Below are 21,879 nucleotides of genomic sequence, written 5' to 3'. Positions count from 1 at the left end.
GTGGAGTAAAGGCTCATGGGTCAAGTAACGTACGTCAGCTTTGATGGCGAAAAAACCGTAGTAGATGTAGAAAACGGCGATAACCTCATGCAGGCCGCTATCGACAATGGCGTATCCGGTATTCTGGGCGACTGCGGTGGTGGCTGTGCCTGTGCGACCTGTCACTGCATTGTGGACGACGCCTGGGCAGCCAAAACCGGTCAGCCGGACGAGCTCGAAGTGGACATGCTCGATGGCCTGATTGATCCCAAGCCTACCAGTCGCCTGAGCTGCCAGATCATCATGAAAGATGAGTTGGACGGCGTTGTGATTCATCTGCCGGAGAGCCAGTTGTGAGCGAAACCGTTGTTATTATCGGCGCGGGTCAGGCCGGTGGCGACATGACAACGGCCCTGCGTCAGCAGGGCTTCGAGGGTCGCATCGTATTAATTGGCGAAGAGCCTGCATTGCCGTACCGGCGTCCGCCCCTTTCCAAAGCCTACCTTTCCGGTGAAATGAGCGAAGCTCAGCTCTACATCAAGCCGGCATCCACCTACGAAAAGCAGAACGTGGACGTGAAGACTGGCGTGCGGGTGGAAAGTATTGACCGCGCCGCCCATACCGTCACGCTTGATACTGGCGAAGTCATTGAATATACCAAGCTGGCTTTCTGTACCGGTGGCCACGCCCGCCGCTTGCCGCTTGCCGGCGCCGAAAAGCCCAATGTGCACTATGTGCGCACCATCGCGGATATCGAGCGCCTCAAGGCGCAGTTTCAGCCAGGCAAAAGGCTGTTGATTATCGGTGGTGGTTATATTGGTCTGGAAGCTGCTGCTGTTGGCATCAAGAAAGAGCTGAATGTGACGCTGGTCGAGGCGCTGCCTCGCCTGCTGGCCCGCGTTACCGGCCCTGAGCTGTCGGAATATTACTACGGTGTGCACAGCGCCAAAGGTGTGGATATCAAGCTGGGTGCTGGTGTGGAAGCACTGGAAGGCGGCGACACGGTTGAAACCGTCGTGCTGGCCGATGGTGCCCGCCTGCAGGCTGACGTGATTATCGTCGGCATTGGTCTGATTCCCAACACCGAGTTGGCCGAAGCTGCGGGTCTCGACGTAGACAACGGCATTCTGGTTGATTTGCAGTGCCGCAGTAGCGATCCAGATATTTTTGCTGCCGGCGATTGCGCCAACCACGATCACGGTTTCCTGCTGCGTCGCATCCGTTTGGAATCGGTGCCCAATGCCTCTGAAGGCGCGCGTGTGATCGCGGCGACTATTTGTGGCAAAGAGGCTCAGCACAACGGCGCGCCTTGGTTCTGGTCTGATCAGTATGACTTGAAGCTGCAGATGGTCGGTATCAATCAGGGTTACGAAGAAGTGGTTATTCGTGGCTCGATGGAAGACAACAACTTTTCGGCCTTTTATCTGGCTAACGGCGTCATTATTTCTGCCGACACCGTAAACCGGCCCAAGGATTTCATGATTGCCAAGAAACTGGTGGCTGGTCGTGTTAAGTCTGATGCCGCGACCTTGTCGGATGAGACAGTCGATCTGAAATCGCTGTTGGGCTGAAACCTTTCCCTGACTCAGCCCGCTCTACAAAAATGAGCCGGGTCAGGGAAAGCATTTTACAGAAAATCTCTCGCTGACCTGTCAGCCTGCTCGCAGGCTTTAATTGGAGACACCCCCCATGCTTTCGCTCGCAAAACCCGACTTGCTGAGAAATCAGGCCTATGCCAATGGCCAGTGGATTGACGGTGATACTGGTGAGGTGACGGAGGTCTTCAATCCGGCGACCGGAGAACGGGTGGGCAGTGTCCCCAAGCTGAGCGCTGCACAAACCCAAATCGTAATTGGACAAGCAGATACAGCCTATCGCAGCTGGAAAAAACTTACGGCGAAAGAGCGCTGCGGTCTGTTGCGACAGTGGTTCGACCTGATCACTGCCAACGCTGATGATATTGCAAAAATCATGACGGCTGAGCAGGGCAAGCCTCTGGCAGAAGCCAAGGGGGAAGTGGGTTACGCAGCTTCTTTTGTCGAATGGTTTTCGGAAGAGGGCAAGCGCACCTATGGTGACGTTATCCCCAGCCCGGCAGGTGACAAACGACTGGTAGTGGTCAAAGAGCCGATTGGTGTTTGTGCAGCAATTACCCCGTGGAATTTTCCGGCGGCCATGATTACGCGTAAGGCTGCCCCAGCACTGGCGGCGGGCTGCTCAATGATCGTGCGCCCGGCAGATGCTACGCCGTTGACCGCACTCGCACTGGCGGTGCTGGCTGACGAGGCGGGTATTCCTGCAGGCGTATTCAATGTGATTACCGGCAAATCTCGATTACTCGGTGGTGAGCTGACCAACAGCCCGGTGATCAAGAAACTGTCTTTTACCGGATCCACCGAAGTGGGCCGTGTACTCATGGAGCAATGCTCCCCGACGCTGAAAAAATTGTCCATGGAGCTGGGCGGTAACGCGCCATTCATCGTATTTGAAGATGCCGATCTCGACGCGGCAGTGGCGGGCGCGATTGCATCCAAATATCGCAATGCAGGCCAGACCTGCGTGTGTACCAATCGTCTGTACGTGCATGACAAGGTCTATGATGCCTTTGCTGAAAAGTTGGCGGCGGCTGTGGGTCAGTTGAAGGTCGGCAATGGAACCGACGAGGGTGTAACGCAGGGTCCGCTGATTGACAATGCGGCGGTCAACAAGGTTGAAGAACATATCGCTGATGCCCTGTCCAAAGGTGCTCGCACCTTGTTTGGCGGAAAACGCCTGCCCTTGGGCGATAACTTCTTTGAGCCCACCGTGCTGGCCGATGTGACTCAGGATATGCTGATTGCCCGCGAGGAAACCTTCGGGCCGGTTGCGCCGCTGTTCCGCTTCAGTAGCGATGATGAGGTCATTCAGATGGCCAACGACACCGAGTTTGGTCTCGCCAGCTACTTCTACAGCCGCGATATTTCCCGCGTTTGGCGCGTTGCCGAAGCGCTGGAGTACGGCATGGTGGGGATCAACACAGGCATCATTTCCAACGAAGTGGCACCCTTTGGCGGTGTCAAACAGTCCGGTTTTGGCCGCGAAGGCTCGCACTACGGCATCGACGAGTACATGTCGCTCAAGTACATGTGTATGGGCGAGATATAAGCTAATACCGTATCTTGGGCTGCAACCGCAGCCCCTTGCATTCCCCCGCGCCCAGCCCTCAGGTATCCACTTTCAGCGTTTAGACCGTTACCCGCATGAATATCCACTGCTTTCGCACAAGGCTTGTGCGAAAGCAGTGGATGATTGAAGACACTCCCGTTCCCGTCGCTGTGATTTAATAGGGCCCTTGCTGATAAGGGGGAGATCGCCATGCTAAACGCGATTGACGAGTTTGTAGTGCGAATGGGCCGCTTGATTGTCGCTCATCGGTGGCTGACGTTATGCCTGTCTGTGCTTGTCGCTGGACTGCTGGCCTCTGGTGGTCGTTATCTCGGATTTTCAACGGACTACCGTGTTTACTTCGGGCCAGAGAATCCGCAGCTGCAAGCTTTCGACGAAGTTCAGAATATCTACAATAAGAATGACATCACCATGGTGGTGATTGAGCCACCAACCGACACCGCTTATACCCGTAAAACCCTCAGTTTGGTTCACGCCTTTACCGAGCGCGCCTGGGAACTACCTTATGTTATCCGGGTAGATTCGATAACCAACTTTCAGCACACGCAAGCCGAAGCCGATGACCTCCTGGTTGCAGATCTGGTAGCAGACCCTGATGCCGTGTCAGAGGCTGATCTTGAACGCATACGAGATATTGCGACTCATGAGCCCTTGTTGGCGGGCCGTCTAACCAGCCGCGAAGGTCATGTGTTGGCGGTGGCGATTAATCATCAGTATCTGGGTAAGTCGCCAACGGAGGTCACCGAAGCGGTAGCAGCAACACGGCTGTTGCGTGATGAGTTGCTTCGCGAGTATCCAGAGCACCGCGTCTATCTCAGCGGTTCTAATATGATGAGCAATACCTTTGCGGAGGCGTCCCAGGCGGATATTCAGTCGCTCTATCCGCTGATGTACCTGTTGCTTGTTGTGGTGGTCTATCTTTTCTTGCGCTCTGCGACGGCCACGCTGGCGACGGTACTGGTAATAGTATTTTCGACAGCTGGGGCCATGGGTTTGGCTGGCTACCTGGGCATTAATCTCACCTCACCTTCCGCGGTGTCGCCGATCGTCATAACCACGCTCGCGGTGGCGGATTCCGTGCATATCCTAGTTTCACTGTTTGCGCTGATGCGCGAAGGCATGAATAAAAATGACGCGATGGTTGAATCGCTGCGTCTGAATTTTATGCCAGTGTTTCTTACTTCCATCACGACGGCGCTGGGATTGTTGTCCATCAACTTTGCCGATTCACCGCCGTTGCATGACCTTGGCAATATCTCTGCCATGGGAGCCATTCTGGCCTGGCTGTTCTCCATTACCCTGCTGCCCGCCCTCATCGCCATTTTGCCGGTGCGTGTCCCCGCGCAACGGCGTAGCTTCATGTCGATGCGAATGACAGCACTTGGCGAGTGGACGGTGCGCAATGCCAAGCCGGTATTCTGGGCAGCGGCGGCACTTTCCATCGGTCTTATGGCGCTTATTCCCTTAAACGAAGCGAATGACAAATTTGTTCATTACTTTGATGAACGAATACAGTTTCGCAATGATTCGGATTTTATGGCCGACAATATTACTGGCCTGTACACCATGGAGTTTTCGTTACCGGCAAAAAACGGCGTGGCTGATCCAGAGTATTTGGCGCAACTCGATGCTTTTAAAAACTGGTGGTACGAAAATCCAAAAGTGATGCATGTTTCCAGCATCTCCGATATTTTCAAGCGCCTGAATAAAAACCTGCACGGCGATGATCCGGACTGGTACAAGTTACCTGAAGAGCGCAATTTGGCAGCGCAGTATCTGCTGCTCTACGAATTCTCATTACCCTTCGGCCTTGATCTTAACAACAGCATCAATATCGATAAATCGGCCTCGCGATTCATTGTGACGCTTGAGCACTTAAAGTCACGTGAAACCCGGGAAATACTGTATGCAGGTCAACATTGGCTGAAAACCAACGCGCCGGACATGGCGGCCAATGGTGTATCACCGGCTGTGATGTTTGCTTTTATCGCCGAGCGTAATTTCAGCTCGATGGCCGTGGGCATTCCGCTGGCACTGTTGGGCATTTCGGTGATTCTGGTGCTTGCACTGCGTAGCCTGAAATTCGGTCTGATCAGTATTGTGCCTAACCTGTTCCCCATGGGAATGGCCTTTGGTTTGTGGGCTATTTATAACGGCGAGATCAACTTCACGATGTCGTTCTCGATGGGTGTTATGCTGGGTATCATCGTCGATGACACGATACACTTTATGAGCAAGTATCTGCGTGCACGACGGGAACAGAATTTCACATCGGCGCAGGCGGTAGTTCATACTTTCCGTACAGTGGGTTCGGCGCTGTTGGTTACGTCGCTGACGTTGGCGCTAGGGTTTCTAGTGCTTTGTTACTCGGCGTTTTATCCCACCGCCAGTATGTCGCTGCTAACGGTAATGGGTATTGTGAGTGCCCTGGTTACCGATTTCCTGCTGCTGCCGGTTATTTTGCTGTGGGCTGATCGTGACCCGGAAACTGAATCAGAACTGCCATTGGAGGCCACATATGAAACTCCTGCATCCTAAAGTCATATCCCGCATGATGCTGTTGCCGCTGTTAATGTTGCTGAGCGCTTTATCTCTAGCCGAATACAACGGTCTCACCGCCGAGGAAAAGGCGCTTGCGATTGCTCGGGAAGCGGACCGCCGCGACCTTGGTTGGCGTGATTCCAGCGCTTCGATGTCAATGTTACTGCGTAATCGACAGGGTGATGAAAGTCTGCGGGAAATGCGCAATAAATCACTGGAAGTGGACGGCGATGGCGACAAGAGCCTGATCGTTTTTGATGAGCCGCGAGATGTCCGTGGAACGGCTTTGCTCACCTTCAGTCATCGGGTGGGCGACGACGATCAATGGCTTTACCTGCCGGCGCTGAAACGCGTAAAACGCATTGCGTCCAGTAACAAGTCGGGGCCATTTATGGGTTCCGAGTTTGCCTATGAGGACATTTCTTCTCAGGAGGTCGAAAAGTATACGTATCGCTACCTTCGCGACGAAACGCTTAATGGCCAGGAATGTTTTGTCATCGAGCGCGACCCGGTCGATGAAAATTCTGGATATTCCCGACAGGTGGTGTGGCTCGATAAGGCGGAGTATCGGGTGCAAAAGGTGGAGTACTACGACCGCAAACAGAGCCACCTGAAAACACTGACCTTCCACGACTACCAGCAGTACCTCGACAAGCACTGGCGCGCATCGCGATTGGAAATGGTGAATCATCAGACGCTGAAAAGCACCACACTGACGTTTACCGACTTCCGTTTTGCCTCTGGCTTAGATGAGCGTCAGTTTAACCAGTCCGGACTGGCGAGAATGCGTTGATGAAAGGTGTCATCGGCCATTTGGCACTGATGATAGTCGCAGGGCCGGTATTGGGGCTAGATCGTCATACCGTAGAAGTTGACCTGCAGTTAGAGCTGCGCGCTTATACGGAACAGGCGCTCTATGCGTCGCAATCTGACCACGCGGCTTCACTGGCGCTTACGCCTCAGTGGTATGGCGAATGGAATGGTGGCGCGCATAGCGTCACCTTCGCGCCGTTTGCGAGAATTGAAGCGGTTGACGAGCAACGAAGCCATAATGATATTCGCGAGCTCCACTGGCAGGGCGTGCTGGGGCATTGGGAAATACTGCTCGGCGTTTCCCGCGTGTTCTGGGGGCGCACCGAAGTATTGCATCTGATTGATACGATCAATCAGGACGATGCCTTGGAGAACCTCGACGGTGAAGACAAACTTGGCCAGCCCATGCTGCGATTTAACTACGTTGCAGACAATGGGAGCAGTACACGACTGTTTCTACTGCCCTACTTTCGCGAGAGAGCCTTCCCAGGGCGTGAAGGTCGATTTCGGCCGCCGTTGCCAATTGACGACGGGAATCCTCTCTACGAATCGGGTGCTGAACAAAGCCACCTGGACTGGGCGCTTCGCCATCAGGGCTGGGTGGGTGCTCTGGATTACGGCGTGGCCTGGTTTTCGGGAACCCAACGCGACCCCAAGTGGGTGCCCGGTGCTGTTCGTCTGACCGCGTCTGGCCCGCTGGGCCCTGCAGGTGCCACATTGTACGGCCTTGCCACGCAACTCGGTGTGGGTGCCGGCGCAACCCGGGAGCTGGCGCAACCCGGGTACCAGATCGAGTCTATTCGACCATTTTACGGTTTGATGGATCAGTTCAGCGTGGATGCCCAATACACGGTGGGTGACTGGCTATTCAAGGCAGAGGCGCTGTGGCGCGATGAATTCAATCGCCGAGGGGCGGCGACGAATCCCGGTATCGCAGCGCGGGATCGATACGCTGCGGCCAGCCTCGGCTTTGAATATACGATTTATGGTATTGCCGGCGGCGCCAGCGATATTGGCGTACTGCTGGAGTATCTGTGGGACGAGCGCGGCACCAGAGGAAGTGGTTTTCAGAACGATGCATTCGTCGGCGCTCGCTGGGCTGCCAATGATGTTGTCGGTACGGCGCTGCTGGCGGGTGTGGTCGTTGACTTGGATGAACGCAGTCAATTTTACAGTGTGGAATTTAGTCGACGCATTGGCAACCGTATGAAACTAAGCCTGGAAGCCAGGGTGTTACATGACATATCGCCGCAAGACGAAGCATTTTTCCTTGTTCGGAATGACGATTACCTGCAGCTTGAGCTCAACTGGTATTTCTAAGGTGGAGGGGGCGGCGTGATCGCTGGCAACCTACGGGGGCTTGGATTGGCGCTCGGCCTGACGCTGGCGGATGCCCTCTTAAAGTAGAAGAGGGCGTAGTTTAACGCGACAGTAGCGGGGTTAATTCAGCGCCAGTGCCTGACTTGAATCGTAGCCGAAGTGGCGGGCTACTTCTGGTTGTGCCATAAAACCTTGAACAGCTTTGGCGAGCTCTTCGCGAAACGCATCACCCGGTGCGGACACCTGATAGATCTGGTGTTCAAACACGGCGCGATGACGCTGCACTTTCAAGCGTACGCGAAACTCGGTTCGCAGCTTACCATTGTCGTTTACTACCGGGCCTCTGCTATGGTCTGCGGCCACATCAATGATCAGGCGAGTTTTGCTGTTGCCTGTGTAGTCCTCGTGCATGCCAGAGCGCACCAGTTCTGCAATGTGTTGCAGCGCTGCCTGCACCGGCGCTTCGGCTTTAGAGCGCTCTACTGGGCGGAGGTCACCAAAACCTGTGCCCGCACGAGGACCGGGTTCACCGTAATTCAGCTCGATGGCAGGGGTTTGGGCAAAGCCGAGGCCGGAAATCATGACCGCAACGGCCAGTAAAAAAACGTTTTTCAAAACAATACCTTTGATCGTTAAGTAGAAAATGCGCCAGAGAGCCTCAAAAAAAGGCGCGCGTATTGTAGTGGTTTGGTCGGCCAGAGTCACGCAGCAATCGGGTTGTTCAGTGGAAGTGAGTGGCCACTATTGCGAGTTGCTCTGTGCAGCCTGCTGCTTTTTAGCCCCAGTTAGAGGCTATCCGACAAACCCGGCGCCGGTTATCAGGGGTAGATCGGCATAGGTTCGAATCCCGGCCGGCGCCCTGCAAACGGCAGGTATGGCATTGATGGCAGGTAGTGCTGTTGTGATCAGATTCGACTGCATGGCTTCAATAGCACTGCTTGGCTGTTCGTCATCTGGCAATGAGTGTTTCAGGGTGAAGCTGACATTGGGGCGGCCTTGTACATTCACAACGTAGCCCTCGTGCAGGGGGTAATCAGGCTCTACCTTAGTGCCCATTTTCCAGCGATATTTCAACTCAACCACGGGCCGTCCACGGTAAATGCCCTGCCATGCGGCATTGACTCCAGCAACACAGCCTTTGGCAATCTGCATAAACCCAAAGTCGCAGTCTCCAACCGCAGCGGAAAAGCTGGCGTCAAAACGAATATCATCGAAGGGAATTTGCAAGGCCATGCCGGCCACGCGCACACCTTCGGAAAACACTTTCGAGCCTTCGCGCAGGGTATCACTTAGCCCGGGAGTGTTAATGGGGGCACCAAACCCGCAGCTTTCCCAGGTTTCCTTGGAGGCATAGCCGCTTGCATCGACGGATTCCAGCACCGACACGCAATCGATCTTATCGCATAAGCCGGCGGCGACCAGACCAAGCAGGCTGCTGAAACCGGGGTGAATACCGCTGCCGAAAATCGAGCTGTTGCCTTTCTCGCAGGCGGACAGAATACGATTGCGGGCTTCTTCACCGAGAGAATGCCCTGTGATAAAGGCGGAGGTGGTAACGATATTGATTCCGCGCTCGAGTATGGCGCAGAAGTCGTCCGCGTTGGCCCAGAGACCGTTGTAGCTTACGCAATCGGGTTTGAGTGCCAGCAGAGCATCGGCATTCTGCGAGGCGACCACGTCGATCGGTTCGATACCTGCAAGGGTGCCTGCATCCTTGCCAGCTTTATCGCTGTCGCGAACATAGCAGCCAACCAGCTCCAAGTTTGGGTTGCGCTGTATGGCGATAATAGCGCGCCGGCCAACATTGCCAGCATTCCATTGCACTACGCGATAAGCCATTCGTCTGCTCCGACCCGTTTTCGCTTACTGTAGGTCGCGGCGGGTCGTGTATGCAAAGTGCGTGGTGCAATGCACTAAACCAATATTGTATTTCGTCGGTACTGCCACATATCCCTCCTTCGCTTATCGCTGCTGGGTAATGCATTTCAAAAGTATAGGGAGTTCCTCCGCACAGACGCTCGGTGCGGTAGCGACTGCTAACTAACAGATCGCTGCGGGTGGTCTCATATCGGATGGCCTAGAGTTAAGCTCATAATATGTGATAGCCCGAATGATTTTTTTTGTCGCACTTTGTATGTCTATTACTAGACCTCATCGGATCTCTATTTCCTACGTGTGTTGGTGGTCACTATCGTTTAAAGCGGGTTGCTAACTGAATCGTGTTTTATCGTCTAACCATAGTGTAAAGCGGCGAGTACATTTGAGCGGATTGGGTTGTAAGCAACTTAGATTTAACGCCATAAATATAGCGTTAGTTAAATCATAAAAAATTTCTATTGATCTGTTGACCCCGGTTTTCAACCGTTATAGATTTGAACTGTGTCACATTGCATGAAGTAGTAATGGGCAAAGATAATTATTTCATATCGAGGTGTTGTTCATACTAACAATAACGATCTAACGCCAATTTCCTTTACGTCGCAATTCACAAATTCTCTCGAGGGGGGAGACTTGATGAATCAAACTAATTTCGCTCGTGAATGGGCGAGACGGGGCTCTATTGCCCTGTGGTTATCAATCCTGGCCGCGTGTGGCGGTGGTGGAGGGGGTAGCGATGATCCAGCGCCACCACCAGAATCCGCATCAGATGCACCTTCACCTGATGCAACCGCCAACACGCAAGCGATTAGCGGGTCGGGTGTAAAAGGGCCGCTGGCAGGCGCAGTTGTCAATGCCTATGCGTTTCTCGCGGGCTCGGATGACTTCAAAGGCGCGAGCATCGCCACTGGTGAAACAAACGCGCGAGCTGAAATTGCAGGGCTTGCGGTAACGTTACCCTTGCCGCAACTACTTATTTTGGAAGTATTGGCAGACGACGATACCGTTGATATCACAACGGGTGGCCAACCTGTGGTGAAACGTTTGATAACGGTAGTAGACAGCAGTGAGTTGTCCTCACCTGTGTATCCCTCGCCACTGACCACCGCGGCATACAAGCTGGCTGTTGAGAATGCAGACTCCACGAAGCAGCCCTATACCGGCGACGGAGATGGCGTGGTTTCTAGCACTGAATTTCTCAGCGCATTCAAAGTTGCCAGTAAACAAGTAGCAAGCGTGTTTGGTTTTGGCGTAAGTGCCGATATTAATCTGAATACTACGCCGCCTCTGGTCACGCAAAACACGGATACCGTCGAAGCGCAGCGTGAATCTGTTCAGTATCGTATGGCTATTGAGGCGTTCTCGGCGGTTGTAGAAAACCTTCGAAAAGAGGCCGTTGCCAACAATAGCGCGTCGACAGTAACTGCTGACTCCTTAGTAGATGCATTGGCAAAGGATCTGAGTGACGGCGAGATTGACGGAAGCTCGGCTACCGGACAGATACAGGAGTTTAATGATGTAAGCGATGTCGCGGCAGCAGTGACCGTTGATCCATCTACCTTGAAAATTCCGGGTACGGATACCCCGGTTTCTGAGGTGAGCAAAGTGATGGTTGCGGAAAAAGAAACGACCGGTAACGACCAAAACACGCAAGCAATGGAAGATGGCACGGTATCTGAATCACCGAAGCAGGCGCGAACGGCTCCGGATATTGATGAGGATTCGGTATCTGACGCTAGCGATAATTGTCCTACGGTGAGCAACGAAACTCAGGAAGATCGTGATTCGGATACTTACGGTGATGCCTGTGATGCCTTTCCGGATGACGCAAGTGAGTGGAGTGATCGTGATGGCGATGGCGTTGGCGATAACAGCGACATGTTCCCTAACGACCCCGCGGAGTCTAGAGATTCCGACAAGGATGGTGTGGGAGATAACGCAGATGCCTTCCCTGAAGATCCGGAAGAAACCAAGGATAGCGACGGCGACGGTATAGGCGATAACGCGGATGCATTTCCTGGTGATGCTTCTGAATCCAAAGATACCGATGGCGATGGCGTTGGCGATAATACAGATGCTTTTCCGAACGATCCGGCAGAGTCCAAAGATACCGATGGTGATGGTGTCGGCGATAACCGCGACGCGTTCCCCGGTGACGCAGCAGAAACCACTGATACAGATGGTGACGGTGTTGGTGATAATGCGGATAGCTACCCGAATGATTCGGCAGAGTCCAAGGATTCAGATGGCGATGGCGTAGGCGATAATGCCGACGCATTTCCAAATGATCCTGCGGAAACCAATGACGCCGATGGTGATGGCGTTGGTGATAACCGTGATGCCTTCCCAGAAAACCCCAATGAGACGGCAGATACCGACGGCGATGGCGTTGGCGACAATGTAGATAACTGCCATGAAGTAGCTAACGCAGAACAGGTCGATAGCGATGCGAATGGTGTGGGGGATAGTTGCGATTCAGACTCGAACACCGATAGTGCGGTCTGGGACTCGTTTAACTGGGATGAAGCCAGCTGGCAATAAATTCACGATTGCAAAATTTATCGTTATGAGGATTATAGAATGAATGTAAGTAAACTAGTTTTTTCAGGAATAATGGCCTTTTCTGTTGCTGCAAATGCGGCCGTAGATGACGTGAAGATCGTTACATTTGCTGCAGGAACCCCGGCAAAAGCAGCGGAAGTAAATCAAACGATAGCGGAGATCGTCCGTGCTATAAATAGTAACGCTGCAGCTTTAGACGATATCCAAGCTATGCTGGAAATGAATAATTCTGTCGCAGGCCGTTGTTACGACTATCAGAGTTCAACACAGAAATTGCGGAATTTTGAGAACGAGTTCGGTCAAGCTTTTTCGGCAAATGTTGAGATAGTCGATGTAGACGCTGCCATTAGTTTTGATGTGAATAACCAAACTGCGCAGTTCGTAGGGGAGGAGCATCACGTTGCTTTGGTGGTTAAAGATCCGCAGATGGAGGGGCAATTTAAAGAGTATCAAGATTACGGTTCATACGGAAAGCCTGTGGGCACTACGCTCCAGAACAGGGAAGTGCTGTGGCAGCAAGTCGGCGACACCGTAACGATTACATTTACTCGGGATGAGGGCGACGAAACCTTCGATCTAAAAATTTCAAAGGATGGAGGTATGCTGACGGGGATCAATCGCCGGGCCGAGTCGGTGCTTCTGCCGGCAAATCAAGCTGAGGGTGACGTTACCGAAACTCAATATAACATAGAAAGCATTACGCTCCGTGAGATCGATTGCTCTAGCTTTTGATTTTGTTTTAGCGCTGCTAGTGCTTTAGGCCCGAGGCCCCCTCGTGGAGTGAGAGGGGGGGCTCGGGACGCAGGTCTGCATGTTTGAAGGAAGGTGGGCGTTCCAGTAATCTTCTATTCTATTTGGGCTCCATAACTCTCAACCGGCGGACACGCACAAAACAGATTTCGATCCCCGTACACATTATCAATCCGGTTCACCGCCGGCCAATACTTGTAGGTTTTCAATCCCGGCACTGGCGTGCCAGCTTGCTCGCGCGTGTAGGCGCGACTCCAGTCGCTATCGAGCATGTCAGCCATCGTGTGTGGCGCATTGACCAGCGGGTTGTCATCCAGTGACCATTCTCCGCGCTCAACTTTTGCGGCTTCTTCGCGAATTTGAATCATCGCTTCGCAGAATCGATCCAGCTCTTCCTGAGCTTCACTTTCGGTAGGTTCAATCATCAGTGTGCCAGCCACCGGGAATGACATGGTCGGGGCGTGGAAACCATAATCCATTAGCCGCTTGGCGATATCTTCCTCGGTGATCCCGCTACTTTCTTTGAGTGGGCGCAGGTCGATGATGCACTCGTGCGCCACGCGGTTGTTACGGCCGGTGTATAGCACCGGATAGTGACCGCTCAATCGATTGGCGATGTAGTTCGCATTGAGGATGGCGACCTCTGTCGCGCGCGTTAAGCCGCGGGCGCCCATCAAGGCAATGTAAGTCCAGGAGATCGGCAGGATACCAGCGCTGCCATAGGTGGCGGCAGATACGGTGACGTTGTCTTTGCTCAATGCGTCGATATCCAGCACCGGGTGGTTGGGCAAGAAGGGCGCCAGGTGTGCTTTAACACCAATCGGGCCCATGCCGGGGCCACCGCCACCGTGGGGAATACAAAAGGTTTTGTGCAAATTGAGGTGAGATACGTCCGCCCCGAATTCGCCGGGCGCCGCAAGGCCGACCAGTGCGTTCATGTTGGCGCCATCCACGTACACCTGTCCGCCATGCTGGTGGATGATGTCGCAGATTTCACGAATGCCTTCTTCAAATACCCCGTGAGTTGAGGGGTAGGTAACCATCAATGCAGCCAGTTCGTTGCTGTGACGCTCGGCTTTTTCACGCAGGTCGTCGATATCGACGTTGCCGTTATCATCGCAGTCAACGATCACTACTTTCATGCCGACCATCGCCGCAGAGGCGGGATTGGTGCCGTGGGCAGAAGAGGGTATCAGGCAGATATCGCGCTGGTTGTCGCCTTTGCTTTCATGATACTTCTGAATGGCGAGCAGGCCGGCATATTCTCCCTGCGAGCCGGCGTTAGGCTGCATAGAGAAGGCATCGTAACCGGTGCACTGAATCAGTTGCTGTTCCAGCTCGTCAATCATTGCCAGGTAGCCCTGCACCTGTGTTTTGGGTGCAAAGGGGTGGATGCGGCCGAATTCCGGCCAGGTCACCGGGATCATCTCGGTGGTGGCGTTGAGCTTCATGGTGCACGAGCCCAGCGCGATCATGCTGTGGTTCAGGGCAATATCACGGCTTTCCAGCTGCTTCATGTAGCGCAGCATTTCGGTCTCGCTGTGATGGGTATTGAAGATGGGGTGCGTCAGGTATTTGCTTTGACGCTTGAGCCCGGCGGGAATGGCGGGCTCGTCGTCCAGCTCGGCGTCGATGGCTTCAAGGTCGGGTTTGAAATCTTCTTCAAATATGGCCCACAGCGCTCTGATGTCGGCACGGGTGGTGGTTTCATCCATGCTGATACCGAGAGCACCATCGAGTTTGCGCAGGTTGATGGCCTGCTCCAGCGCGCGCTCGTACAGAATGTCGGTGTTCACGCCAGTTTCTACAACGATGGTGTCGAAATAGTTTTCAAAGCGCAGTTTGAAACCTAGCTGTTCAAAACCTTTTGCCGCAATGGCTGCCAGTCGGTGGCAACGCGAGGCAATGGTGCGCAAGCCTTCCGGACCGTGATAAATCGCGTAAAACACGGCCATGATCGCCAGCAGGGCCTGCGAGGTGCAGATATTGGATGTGGCTTTCTCGCGGCGAATGTGTTGCTCGCGGGTTTGCATGGCCATGCGCAGGGCCTTGTTGCCGCGCTTGTCGACCGATACGCCGATAATGCGGCCGGGAACCGAGCGTTTAAAGCTGTCCTTGGTGGCGAAGAAGGCAGCGTGAGGGCCGCCGAATCCCATGGGAACGCCAAAGCGCTGGGCGCATCCCACCACCACATCGGCGCCCATTTCACCGGGCGGTGTCAGTACGGTCAGACTCAGCAGATCGGCTGCAACCACCACCAGCGTATCGGCGTTGTGGGCCTGCTGAATCAGATCGCTCAGGTCGACCACTTCACCGGTGCTGCCCGGGTATTGCAAAAGGGCAGCAAAGGCGGGTTGGGCGGCGAGTTTTTCGCGTGGACCGACCACAATGTCAATATCCAGCGGCTCGGCGCGGGTCTGCAGCACGGCAATGGTTTGGGGGTGGCAGTTTTCGTCCACAAAAAACACGTTGCTCTTGTTCTTGCGGGCCGAACGCTTGCACAGGGTCATGGCTTCGGCGGCAGCGGTGCCTTCGTCCAGCAAGGAAGCATTGGCCAGCTCCATACCGGTCAGATCCATCACCATTTGCTGAAAGTTGAGCAGAGCTTCAAGTCGCCCTTGGGCAATTTCCGGCTGGTAGGGGGTGTAGGCGGTGTACCAGCCCGGGTTTTCCAGCACATTGCGCAGAATCACCGGTGGTGTGATGGTGTCGTAATAGCCCATACCAATGTGGGTGCGGGCAACGACATTCTTTTTGGCCAGGCTTTTCAGATAGTCCAGAACGCGCGTTTCAGACTGGGGTTCCGGCAAATCCATGGACTGGCGACGAATACTGGCCGGCACTGTCTGGCCGATCAGGTCGTCCAGGGTGGTTACCCCCAGGGTTTCCAGCATGCTTGCAATCTGCGTGTCGTCGGGGCCAATATGGCGACGCAGAAAATCGTCCTGTTGCTCAAGTGCGGACAGTGGGCTAGGCATGGATGATAAATCTCCGGAATGTCGTGACCTGGAAGGCGCGTATTAAAGCATATTGGAGGCTGATTTTCCTTGGCTGAAAAACCGCCAAAAGTTATTGCCAGTGATAGCGAATATAAGCTGGCTAAATTGCTGGCCGAGGTACGTGCCTGTCGGCTTTGTGAGGCGCAGCTACCGTTGGGGCCCAATCCGGTGGTTCGCGCCAGCGCCACGTCCAGGCTGCTGATCGTCGGGCAGGCGCCGGGCACTCGGGTACACCATACCGGGATTCCCTGGAATGACCCCTCGGGCGACCGCTTACGGCGCTGGCTGGGTTGGGATAAACAACGGTTCTATGATGAGTCCCTGACGGCAATCGTGCCAATGGGGTTCTGCTATCCGGGTAAGGGCAAAAGCGGTGATCTGCCGCCGCGTCCCGAGTGCGCAGTGAGCTGGCACCAATCCTTGTTGGCGCAGATGCCTGACATTGAGCTGATCCTGCTGGTGGGGCAGTATGCCCAGCGATACTACTTAAACAAACCAGCCAAAACCCTCACCGAAACCGTACAGCGTTACGCGCAATATGGCCCCCGTTATTTTCCCTTGCCCCATCCATCGCCGCGTAATCAGCTGTGGTTGAAACGAAACCCCTGGTTCGAAGAGCGCGTCATCCCGGCGTTGCGTAAACGTATCGACTTGCTTACTCTGGTCTGATCTGGAATGGTCTACGCTATCGTAATAAGAAACCTTTTGGGGGATAAGAGCGATGGTGCCGATTATGCGTGCCTTAATAGTTATTGCCATCAGTGTGGGGCTGGCGCTGTGCCTGGCGTTTGCGACACGTGCCAGTGAAACCGAGCTGGCTGGGTTGCCGGTATTGGTTACGCTGGCCTTGATAGCGATGGGGATTCAATGGCTGGTTTTTATACCGTCTTACCTATTTCAAACTGAGCACTACTACGACCTGACTGGTAGCCTAACGTATTTACTGTTGGTCGCCATTGCCGTGCTTGGGGCGACTGCTGGAGAGCCCGATTTGCGAGCCTGGCTTCTGGCGGGGCTGGTGGTCATCTGGGCGTCGCGCCTGGGGTCGTTTCTGTTTCGCCGCGTGAAACGCGCGGGGAAGGACGGCCGATTTGATGAAATCAAAACCCGCTGGCCGCGCTTTCTTGTTACCTGGACCCTGCAGGGCATCTGGGTGTTTATTACCCTGCTCGCGACATTGATTGCCATTACGAGCGCCAATCAGCAGCCGCTGGGGTGGGTAGCTCTGCTGGGCGCCGTCCTGTGGCTTATTGGTTTCACCTTTGAAGCGGTGGCCGACGCTCAGAAAACGGCGTTTAACGCCAAGCCCGAAAATCGCGGCAAGTTTGTCAATGTGGGGCTCTGGCGCTGGTCCCGGCACCCCAACTATTTTGGCGAAATACTGCTGTGGACTGGGATTGCAGTGATTGCGGCGCCAGTTTTTCAAGGTTGGCAGTGGCTGGGGCTAGTCTCTCCGGTGTTTGTGGCCTTTCTCCTGCTCAAGGTAAGCGGCGTGCCGCTGCTGGAAAAGCGCGCTGACGAAAAATGGGGGTCAAACCCCGATTACCAGGCGTATAAGCGCCACACCCCCGTTCTATTGCCGAGTACACCCCGATGAAGAAATATTCAAAGTGGTTGGCGGCCTGTGCCGCTGCGATGGTTCTGCCAGACTCGGTTGCGGCGCAGGAGCGCCGCCCGGTTTTGGAAGAAGTGATGGTTACCGCGCAGAAGCGCGAGGAAAGTCTGCAGGATGTGCCGATTTCAGTAGTTGCGGTCGATGCTGAAATGATGCGCGATGCCAATATGGAAGACATGGCTGACATTGCTGTATTTACGCCCAACCTGAGTGTGTTTAGTCACCCGCCACTGACATCGCTGCGGGTAAGAGGCCTTGGTTCGCCGTTTGACAAAGGGTTTGAGCACTCTGCGGGTCTGTTTCTAGACGGCGTTTATGTGGGGCGTCTGGCCTTTCTGGACGCCGCTTTTCTGGACGTACAGAGTGTCGAGATCTTGCGAGGGCCGCAGGGCACGTTGTTTGGCAAGAATACAATCTCCGGCGCAATCAGCATTCGTTCGGTTCAGCCATCGCAGGAGCCTGAGTTGAGTGGTTCGATTGCCGCTGGCGATGAAAATCTCAAAAAATATACGCTTGCCGGCAACCTGCCTTTGGGCGATCGCTTGGCAATTCGCGCGGCGATAAATTCCAATGAGCGCGATGGCACGGTGTATAACACGACGCTTGATCGCGATGAGGGCAGTACGGATTCCGAGGCCGGACGAGTGCAGCTGCGCTGGGATATTCTCGATTGGCTGGACGTCACCCTGGCGGCGGCCAAAACCGAACAGGAATTTCGGTTGGGCACCTTTCAGGTCAGAACGGCGAGTGATGATCAGTTTCAGCTGATGCAGTTTTATGACCCGCAGGTGGAAAAGGACGTTAGCAACTTTCAGAGCGCCCAGAATTATCCGGCCGAAACGACGCAGGATGGCGGCAAGTACGATATTCGATTCAATGCGAGTTTGTGGGACCACGAAGTGGCATTGATTGCCGCGCGCAGTGAAATCGAAGAGCTTTCTCTGACAGATCTCGATTTCTCCCCAATACCTCTGCTGTTTTTTCTCAATGGTGAGGACTACGAGCAGGACAGCCTGGAACTGCGCGTTGTGTCACCGCTCGGTTTGTTCGGAGGCAAGCTGGATTATGTCGGTGGTATCTACGCTGCCAAGAGTGAAACAGACATTCAGGTGATTATCGACGCGGCACCGGATCCTCTCGCTCTCGCAAATGGTCTTGCGGCAACGGGTGGCTCACTCGGCCCGATTACCTCGCTGCTGGCTCCGGTTGTTGGTGATGAGCCGGGCGAACGCCTGTTGATTGATGGCTACCAGGAAGGCACTAGCCGGGCGATTTATGGGCAAGCCAGTTGGCATTTCTCGCCGGAGTGGACCTTGACCGGTGGTTTGCGCTATTCCCGCGAAGAGAAAACTGTTGATCAAACGCTCCAGCTGTTCAGTGCCGGAACCGACGCCGATGGCCCGGTATTTACTCAGTTGGTAACGGCAGAAGAGTATCGGCTGATAGACAAGCGGGTGGATCGCGATATTAGTCCCAAGCTGTCGCTGAACTGGAACCCTAGTGATGAGCTTACGGCCTACGCCAGTGCTGCAGAGGGTTTCAAAGGTGGTGGTTATAGTGGTTCGGCGGTGAGGGCAGAAATTACGGAAGTTGAGCCTGAACATTCTGAAACTTACGAAGTGGGCGTCAAAACCCGGCTGTTTGATAGAGCGGCCACCTTGAATGTGGCGCTCTTCTACACGCAGTTTGAAGATCTGCAGTTAACCATTTTTGAGGGTAATGTCAGCCGTATTTCCAATGCAGCCGGTGCCATTTCGAAAGGTGCTGAGGTCGATGCCGCCTTCGTAACGGCCTTTGGGCTGTCGGGCAATCTGTCTCTGGCCTATCTCGATGCACGCTTCACCGACTACGAGAACGGGCCGTGCCCGGCAGGAGAGGATCCGCCCTGCGATCTCACCGATGATCATCTGGCGTTTGCGCCTTTCTGGAAAAGCAGTCTCAGCCTGAATTATCAGGCCGGGCTATTTGACTGGCCGGTGACCTGGTTGGTCGGAGCGGATGTGCTGTTTGAAGATGAGAAACTACTGCAGGCAGACCAAGACCCGATTGATGTGCAGGGTGCCTTCACAACCTTCAATGCCCGGGTGCGAGTTGCAGATATAGAAGAGCGGTGGTCAATTCAGGCGCTGCTGCGCAATGCAACTGACGAGGATGCGCTGGATGGCGGCGGCGATATTCCAACGCTCTCCGGTGCTCACTTTGGTCGCGCCATCGCGCCGCGACAATTGGACGTAACGTTACGGTTCAGTTTCTAGCTGTGTTCGCCTGCCGTTGCAGGCGAACCCCCCTCCTTTCAAGCCAGTCCCAGTGCCTTTACTTTCGCTTCATAACGAGAGCGTGCAGGCGCATGCAGATTGGTTTTTTCCAGATCACCCCCGGCCCATTGCAGTACCCGCTCGTCCATCACCTTGAACCACAGGGGTGGGATATAAGCGAGCAGAAACATTTCGTAATACCCCCAGGGCAACTGCGGTACATCTTCAAAATGTCGTAGGCATTGATAGGAGCGGCTCGGGTGCGCGTGATGGTCCGAGTGGCGCTGCAATTGAAAGGTAAACAGGTTGGATACCAAGGCATTCTGGTTCCAGGAATGCTGTGGGCGCGGAGGTTCGTAACGACCACTGGCGTCTTTGCCGCGCAACAGGCCGTAATGCTCGATGTAATTCGCCAGTGACAGGTTCAGGTGCCCCAGCCAGCTGGCAAACAGGACAAAGGCCATAATTTTTAGGCCAAACAGCAGGCCCACGGCGCTGACAAAGGCCACGCCAATGACAACGCCCGGTAGTATCTCATTGTCACGAGACCAGAAGCTTTGTCCCTTGCGGTTCAGTCTTTCCTTCTCCAGTCGAAAGCCGCGCAGCCAGGTGAGCGGCTGTTCGCGCAATACAAAACGGTAAAAGGATTCGCCAAGGCGAGAGGACGCGTGGTCGTCGGGTGTTGCAATGGCGCGGTGGTGGCCGCGGTTATGTTCCACATTGAAGTGGGGAAGCAGTGCTACCCCGAGGGCGATGCTGGCGCCGATGCGGTCGCTGCGGCCGCGTTTGTGGCCCATCTCATGTCCCAGGTTGATCAGTCCGCCGCCGAAACCCATGCAAGCGATTGAAAGTGCGAACAGGCCAATCCAGGACAGGTCAGCCCAGGCCGCGTAGTAAATCCCGGCACACCAGGCGGTGATGCTGCCCACCAGCGCAAAAAGCAGAGCCTGCTTGAAATAGGGGTCGGCCTCCAGCGCCGGCACGTCTTCCTCGCTGTGGTTGTTGGGGTCTTGCCCCAGCAGTCGGTCTAAGAGTGGTACGCCGATATAAAACAAGGGGTAGCCAATCGCTAGCCAGGCGATGTTGCCGGTGAGCTCGGCCGGAATAATCCCCACCAGAAGTACCCAGGGCATTACAGCGGCATTCACGAGCCACAGCCAGCGTAAGCGTTGCGTCAGGTCAGTGATGGAAACAAAGGATGTTGCGCTTGCCATAAGGTCGGTCCCCTTTGGTCGTTTTATGAACACCCTACGCCTCTCTTGCCGTCAATCCCATGTTGCGAGTGACGCCATAAATTGTTATTTTCGGCCAATATGGATAAAAATCACAAAATAGAAGCCCCCTTACGACCCGCTCTGGGGCTGCAATTACTGTGTCAGACACTGGACGAGCTAGGCCTGGATGCCGAGCCGGTCTGTGCGGATACCGGCCTGTCACGTCAGTTTTTGGAGACGCCGGGCCAGCTGATCAGCAAGCATCAGGAAATCCGCTTTATTGAAGCCGCCATCGCTTTCAGTGGGCGGGATGACCTCGCCTTTCGGGTAGGTATGCGCTACCACTTTGGGGTGTTTGGCGTGTGGGGGCTGGCATTGGCAACCAGTCGCGATCTGCTGCAGGCGCTCGAAGTGGCGCAGGATTTTATTGTGCTTACGCACAGCTTCGCTGGCTTAAGGCTGCACCAGCGCAAGCATTTGGCCGAAATCCGCATCGAACAGGACTATCCCGGCGGGGCGGTAAAGGCCTTTGTACTGGAGCGGGATTTGATGATCACTCTGATGATAGCGAGTGAGATCGCCGGTCGCCGCCTGCCGGTAGAATCGGTGGATGTTGCTCTGCCAGAGCCCGCTCACAGTGCTTTGCTAAATCGTTTGCTCGACTGCAAAGTCCGCTGGAACAGTGGCGATACCAAAGCCTGTATTCGCATTGATGAATTGCAAAAGCCACTGCCGCAGGCCAATTCGCTTACGTGGTCGGCCTGTGTGCGCCAGTGCCGGGAGCTGGT

General features: G+C 54.6%; 16 protein-coding genes. 12 read left to right on the top strand and 4 right to left on the bottom strand.

Going from position 1 to position 21,879, the window contains the following annotated elements; all coding sequences use genetic code 11:
• Window positions 1-15: 15 nt before the first annotated feature.
• The 6 genes from ABYP39_RS08295 (at window position 16) to ABYP39_RS08270 (ending at window position 7,818) form a co-directional block, all read left to right on the top strand.
• On the top strand, window positions 16-336 hold the full coding sequence (locus ABYP39_RS08295; RefSeq protein ID WP_372748090.1) for a 2Fe-2S iron-sulfur cluster-binding protein: 321 nt from the start codon (window positions 16-18) through the stop codon (window positions 334-336).
• On the top strand, window positions 333-1,550 hold the full coding sequence (locus ABYP39_RS08290; protein ID WP_372782004.1) for an NAD(P)/FAD-dependent oxidoreductase: 1,218 nt from the start codon (window positions 333-335) through the stop codon (window positions 1,548-1,550). Before ABYP39_RS08295 ends, ABYP39_RS08290 begins: the two co-directional genes overlap by 4 nt.
• Before the next feature lie 118 nt (window positions 1,551-1,668).
• A complete protein-coding gene (locus ABYP39_RS08285) occupies window positions 1,669-3,123 on the top strand; it encodes an NAD-dependent succinate-semialdehyde dehydrogenase (RefSeq protein WP_372782002.1) in 1,455 nt (484 codons plus the stop codon).
• Between the two features lie 210 nt (window positions 3,124-3,333).
• Window positions 3,334-5,682 (top strand): RND family transporter, encoded by a 2,349-nt coding sequence (locus tag ABYP39_RS08280; RefSeq protein ID WP_372782000.1) that lies wholly within the window; start codon window positions 3,334-3,336, stop codon window positions 5,680-5,682.
• On the top strand, window positions 5,663-6,478 hold the full coding sequence (locus ABYP39_RS08275; RefSeq protein WP_372781998.1) for an outer membrane lipoprotein-sorting protein: 816 nt from the start codon (window positions 5,663-5,665) through the stop codon (window positions 6,476-6,478). Before ABYP39_RS08280 ends, ABYP39_RS08275 begins: the two co-directional genes overlap by 20 nt.
• Window positions 6,478-7,818 carry a hypothetical protein gene (locus tag ABYP39_RS08270; RefSeq protein WP_372781996.1) on the top strand — a complete coding sequence of 447 codons (1,341 nt, stop codon included), beginning with the start codon at window positions 6,478-6,480 and terminating at the stop codon, window positions 7,816-7,818. The genes ABYP39_RS08275 and ABYP39_RS08270 overlap by 1 nt, the downstream gene beginning before the upstream one ends.
• A gap of 120 nt (window positions 7,819-7,938) precedes the next feature.
• On the opposite strand, the gene ABYP39_RS08265 is transcribed toward ABYP39_RS08270, so the two are convergent.
• Entirely contained in the window at window positions 7,939-8,433 is a 495-nt protein-coding gene (locus ABYP39_RS08265) for a hypothetical protein (protein WP_372781994.1), read from the bottom strand.
• 177 nt (window positions 8,434-8,610) lie between these two features.
• Window positions 8,611-9,657 (bottom strand): dihydrodipicolinate reductase, encoded by a 1,047-nt coding sequence (locus ABYP39_RS08260; protein WP_372781992.1) that lies wholly within the window; start codon window positions 9,655-9,657, stop codon window positions 8,611-8,613.
• Window positions 9,658-10,332: 675 nt separating this feature from the next.
• Between ABYP39_RS08260 and ABYP39_RS08255 the strand changes: the two genes are divergently transcribed.
• Complete coding sequence (locus ABYP39_RS08255; RefSeq protein ID WP_372781990.1) at window positions 10,333-12,237, top strand: thrombospondin type 3 repeat-containing protein; 1,905 nt, start codon at window positions 10,333-10,335, stop codon at window positions 12,235-12,237.
• A gap of 39 nt (window positions 12,238-12,276) precedes the next feature.
• On the top strand, window positions 12,277-12,990 hold the full coding sequence (locus ABYP39_RS08250; protein ID WP_372781988.1) for a hypothetical protein: 714 nt from the start codon (window positions 12,277-12,279) through the stop codon (window positions 12,988-12,990).
• 113 nt (window positions 12,991-13,103) lie between these two features.
• On the opposite strand, the gene gcvP is transcribed toward ABYP39_RS08250, so the two are convergent.
• On the bottom strand, window positions 13,104-15,986 hold the full coding sequence (gene gcvP / locus ABYP39_RS08245) for an aminomethyl-transferring glycine dehydrogenase (protein ID WP_372781986.1): 2,883 nt from the start codon (window positions 15,984-15,986) through the stop codon (window positions 13,104-13,106).
• 69 nt (window positions 15,987-16,055) lie between these two features.
• Here gcvP and ABYP39_RS08240 point away from each other — a divergent pair, with 69 nt between their 5' ends.
• The 3 genes from ABYP39_RS08240 (at window position 16,056) to ABYP39_RS08230 (ending at window position 19,877) form a co-directional block, all read left to right on the top strand.
• On the top strand, window positions 16,056-16,676 hold the full coding sequence (locus tag ABYP39_RS08240) for a uracil-DNA glycosylase family protein (protein WP_372781984.1): 621 nt from the start codon (window positions 16,056-16,058) through the stop codon (window positions 16,674-16,676).
• 64 nt (window positions 16,677-16,740) lie between these two features.
• Window positions 16,741-17,604: a DUF1295 domain-containing protein gene (locus ABYP39_RS08235; RefSeq protein ID WP_372781982.1), complete on the top strand. Its 864-nt coding sequence runs from the start codon at window positions 16,741-16,743 to the stop codon at window positions 17,602-17,604.
• On the top strand, window positions 17,601-19,877 hold the full coding sequence (locus tag ABYP39_RS08230; protein WP_372781980.1) for a TonB-dependent receptor: 2,277 nt from the start codon (window positions 17,601-17,603) through the stop codon (window positions 19,875-19,877). The genes ABYP39_RS08235 and ABYP39_RS08230 overlap by 4 nt, the downstream gene beginning before the upstream one ends.
• A 38-nt stretch (window positions 19,878-19,915) precedes the next feature.
• Here ABYP39_RS08230 and ABYP39_RS08225 read toward each other — a convergent pair whose 3' ends face one another.
• A complete protein-coding gene (locus ABYP39_RS08225) occupies window positions 19,916-21,091 on the bottom strand; it encodes an alkane 1-monooxygenase (protein WP_372748171.1) in 1,176 nt (391 codons plus the stop codon).
• A 99-nt stretch (window positions 21,092-21,190) separates the two neighbouring features.
• On the opposite strand from ABYP39_RS08225, the gene ABYP39_RS08220 reads away from it, so the two are divergent.
• A partial coding sequence (locus ABYP39_RS08220) for an AraC family transcriptional regulator (RefSeq protein ID WP_372781978.1) occupies window positions 21,191-21,879 on the top strand: 689 nt, incomplete at its 3' end.

Source organism: Litorivivens sp. (assembly GCF_041625495.1).
Taxonomy (GTDB): Bacteria; Pseudomonadota; Gammaproteobacteria; order Pseudomonadales; family Spongiibacteraceae; genus Litorivivens.
This window is presented reverse-complemented; position numbering and strand designations above follow the sequence as displayed.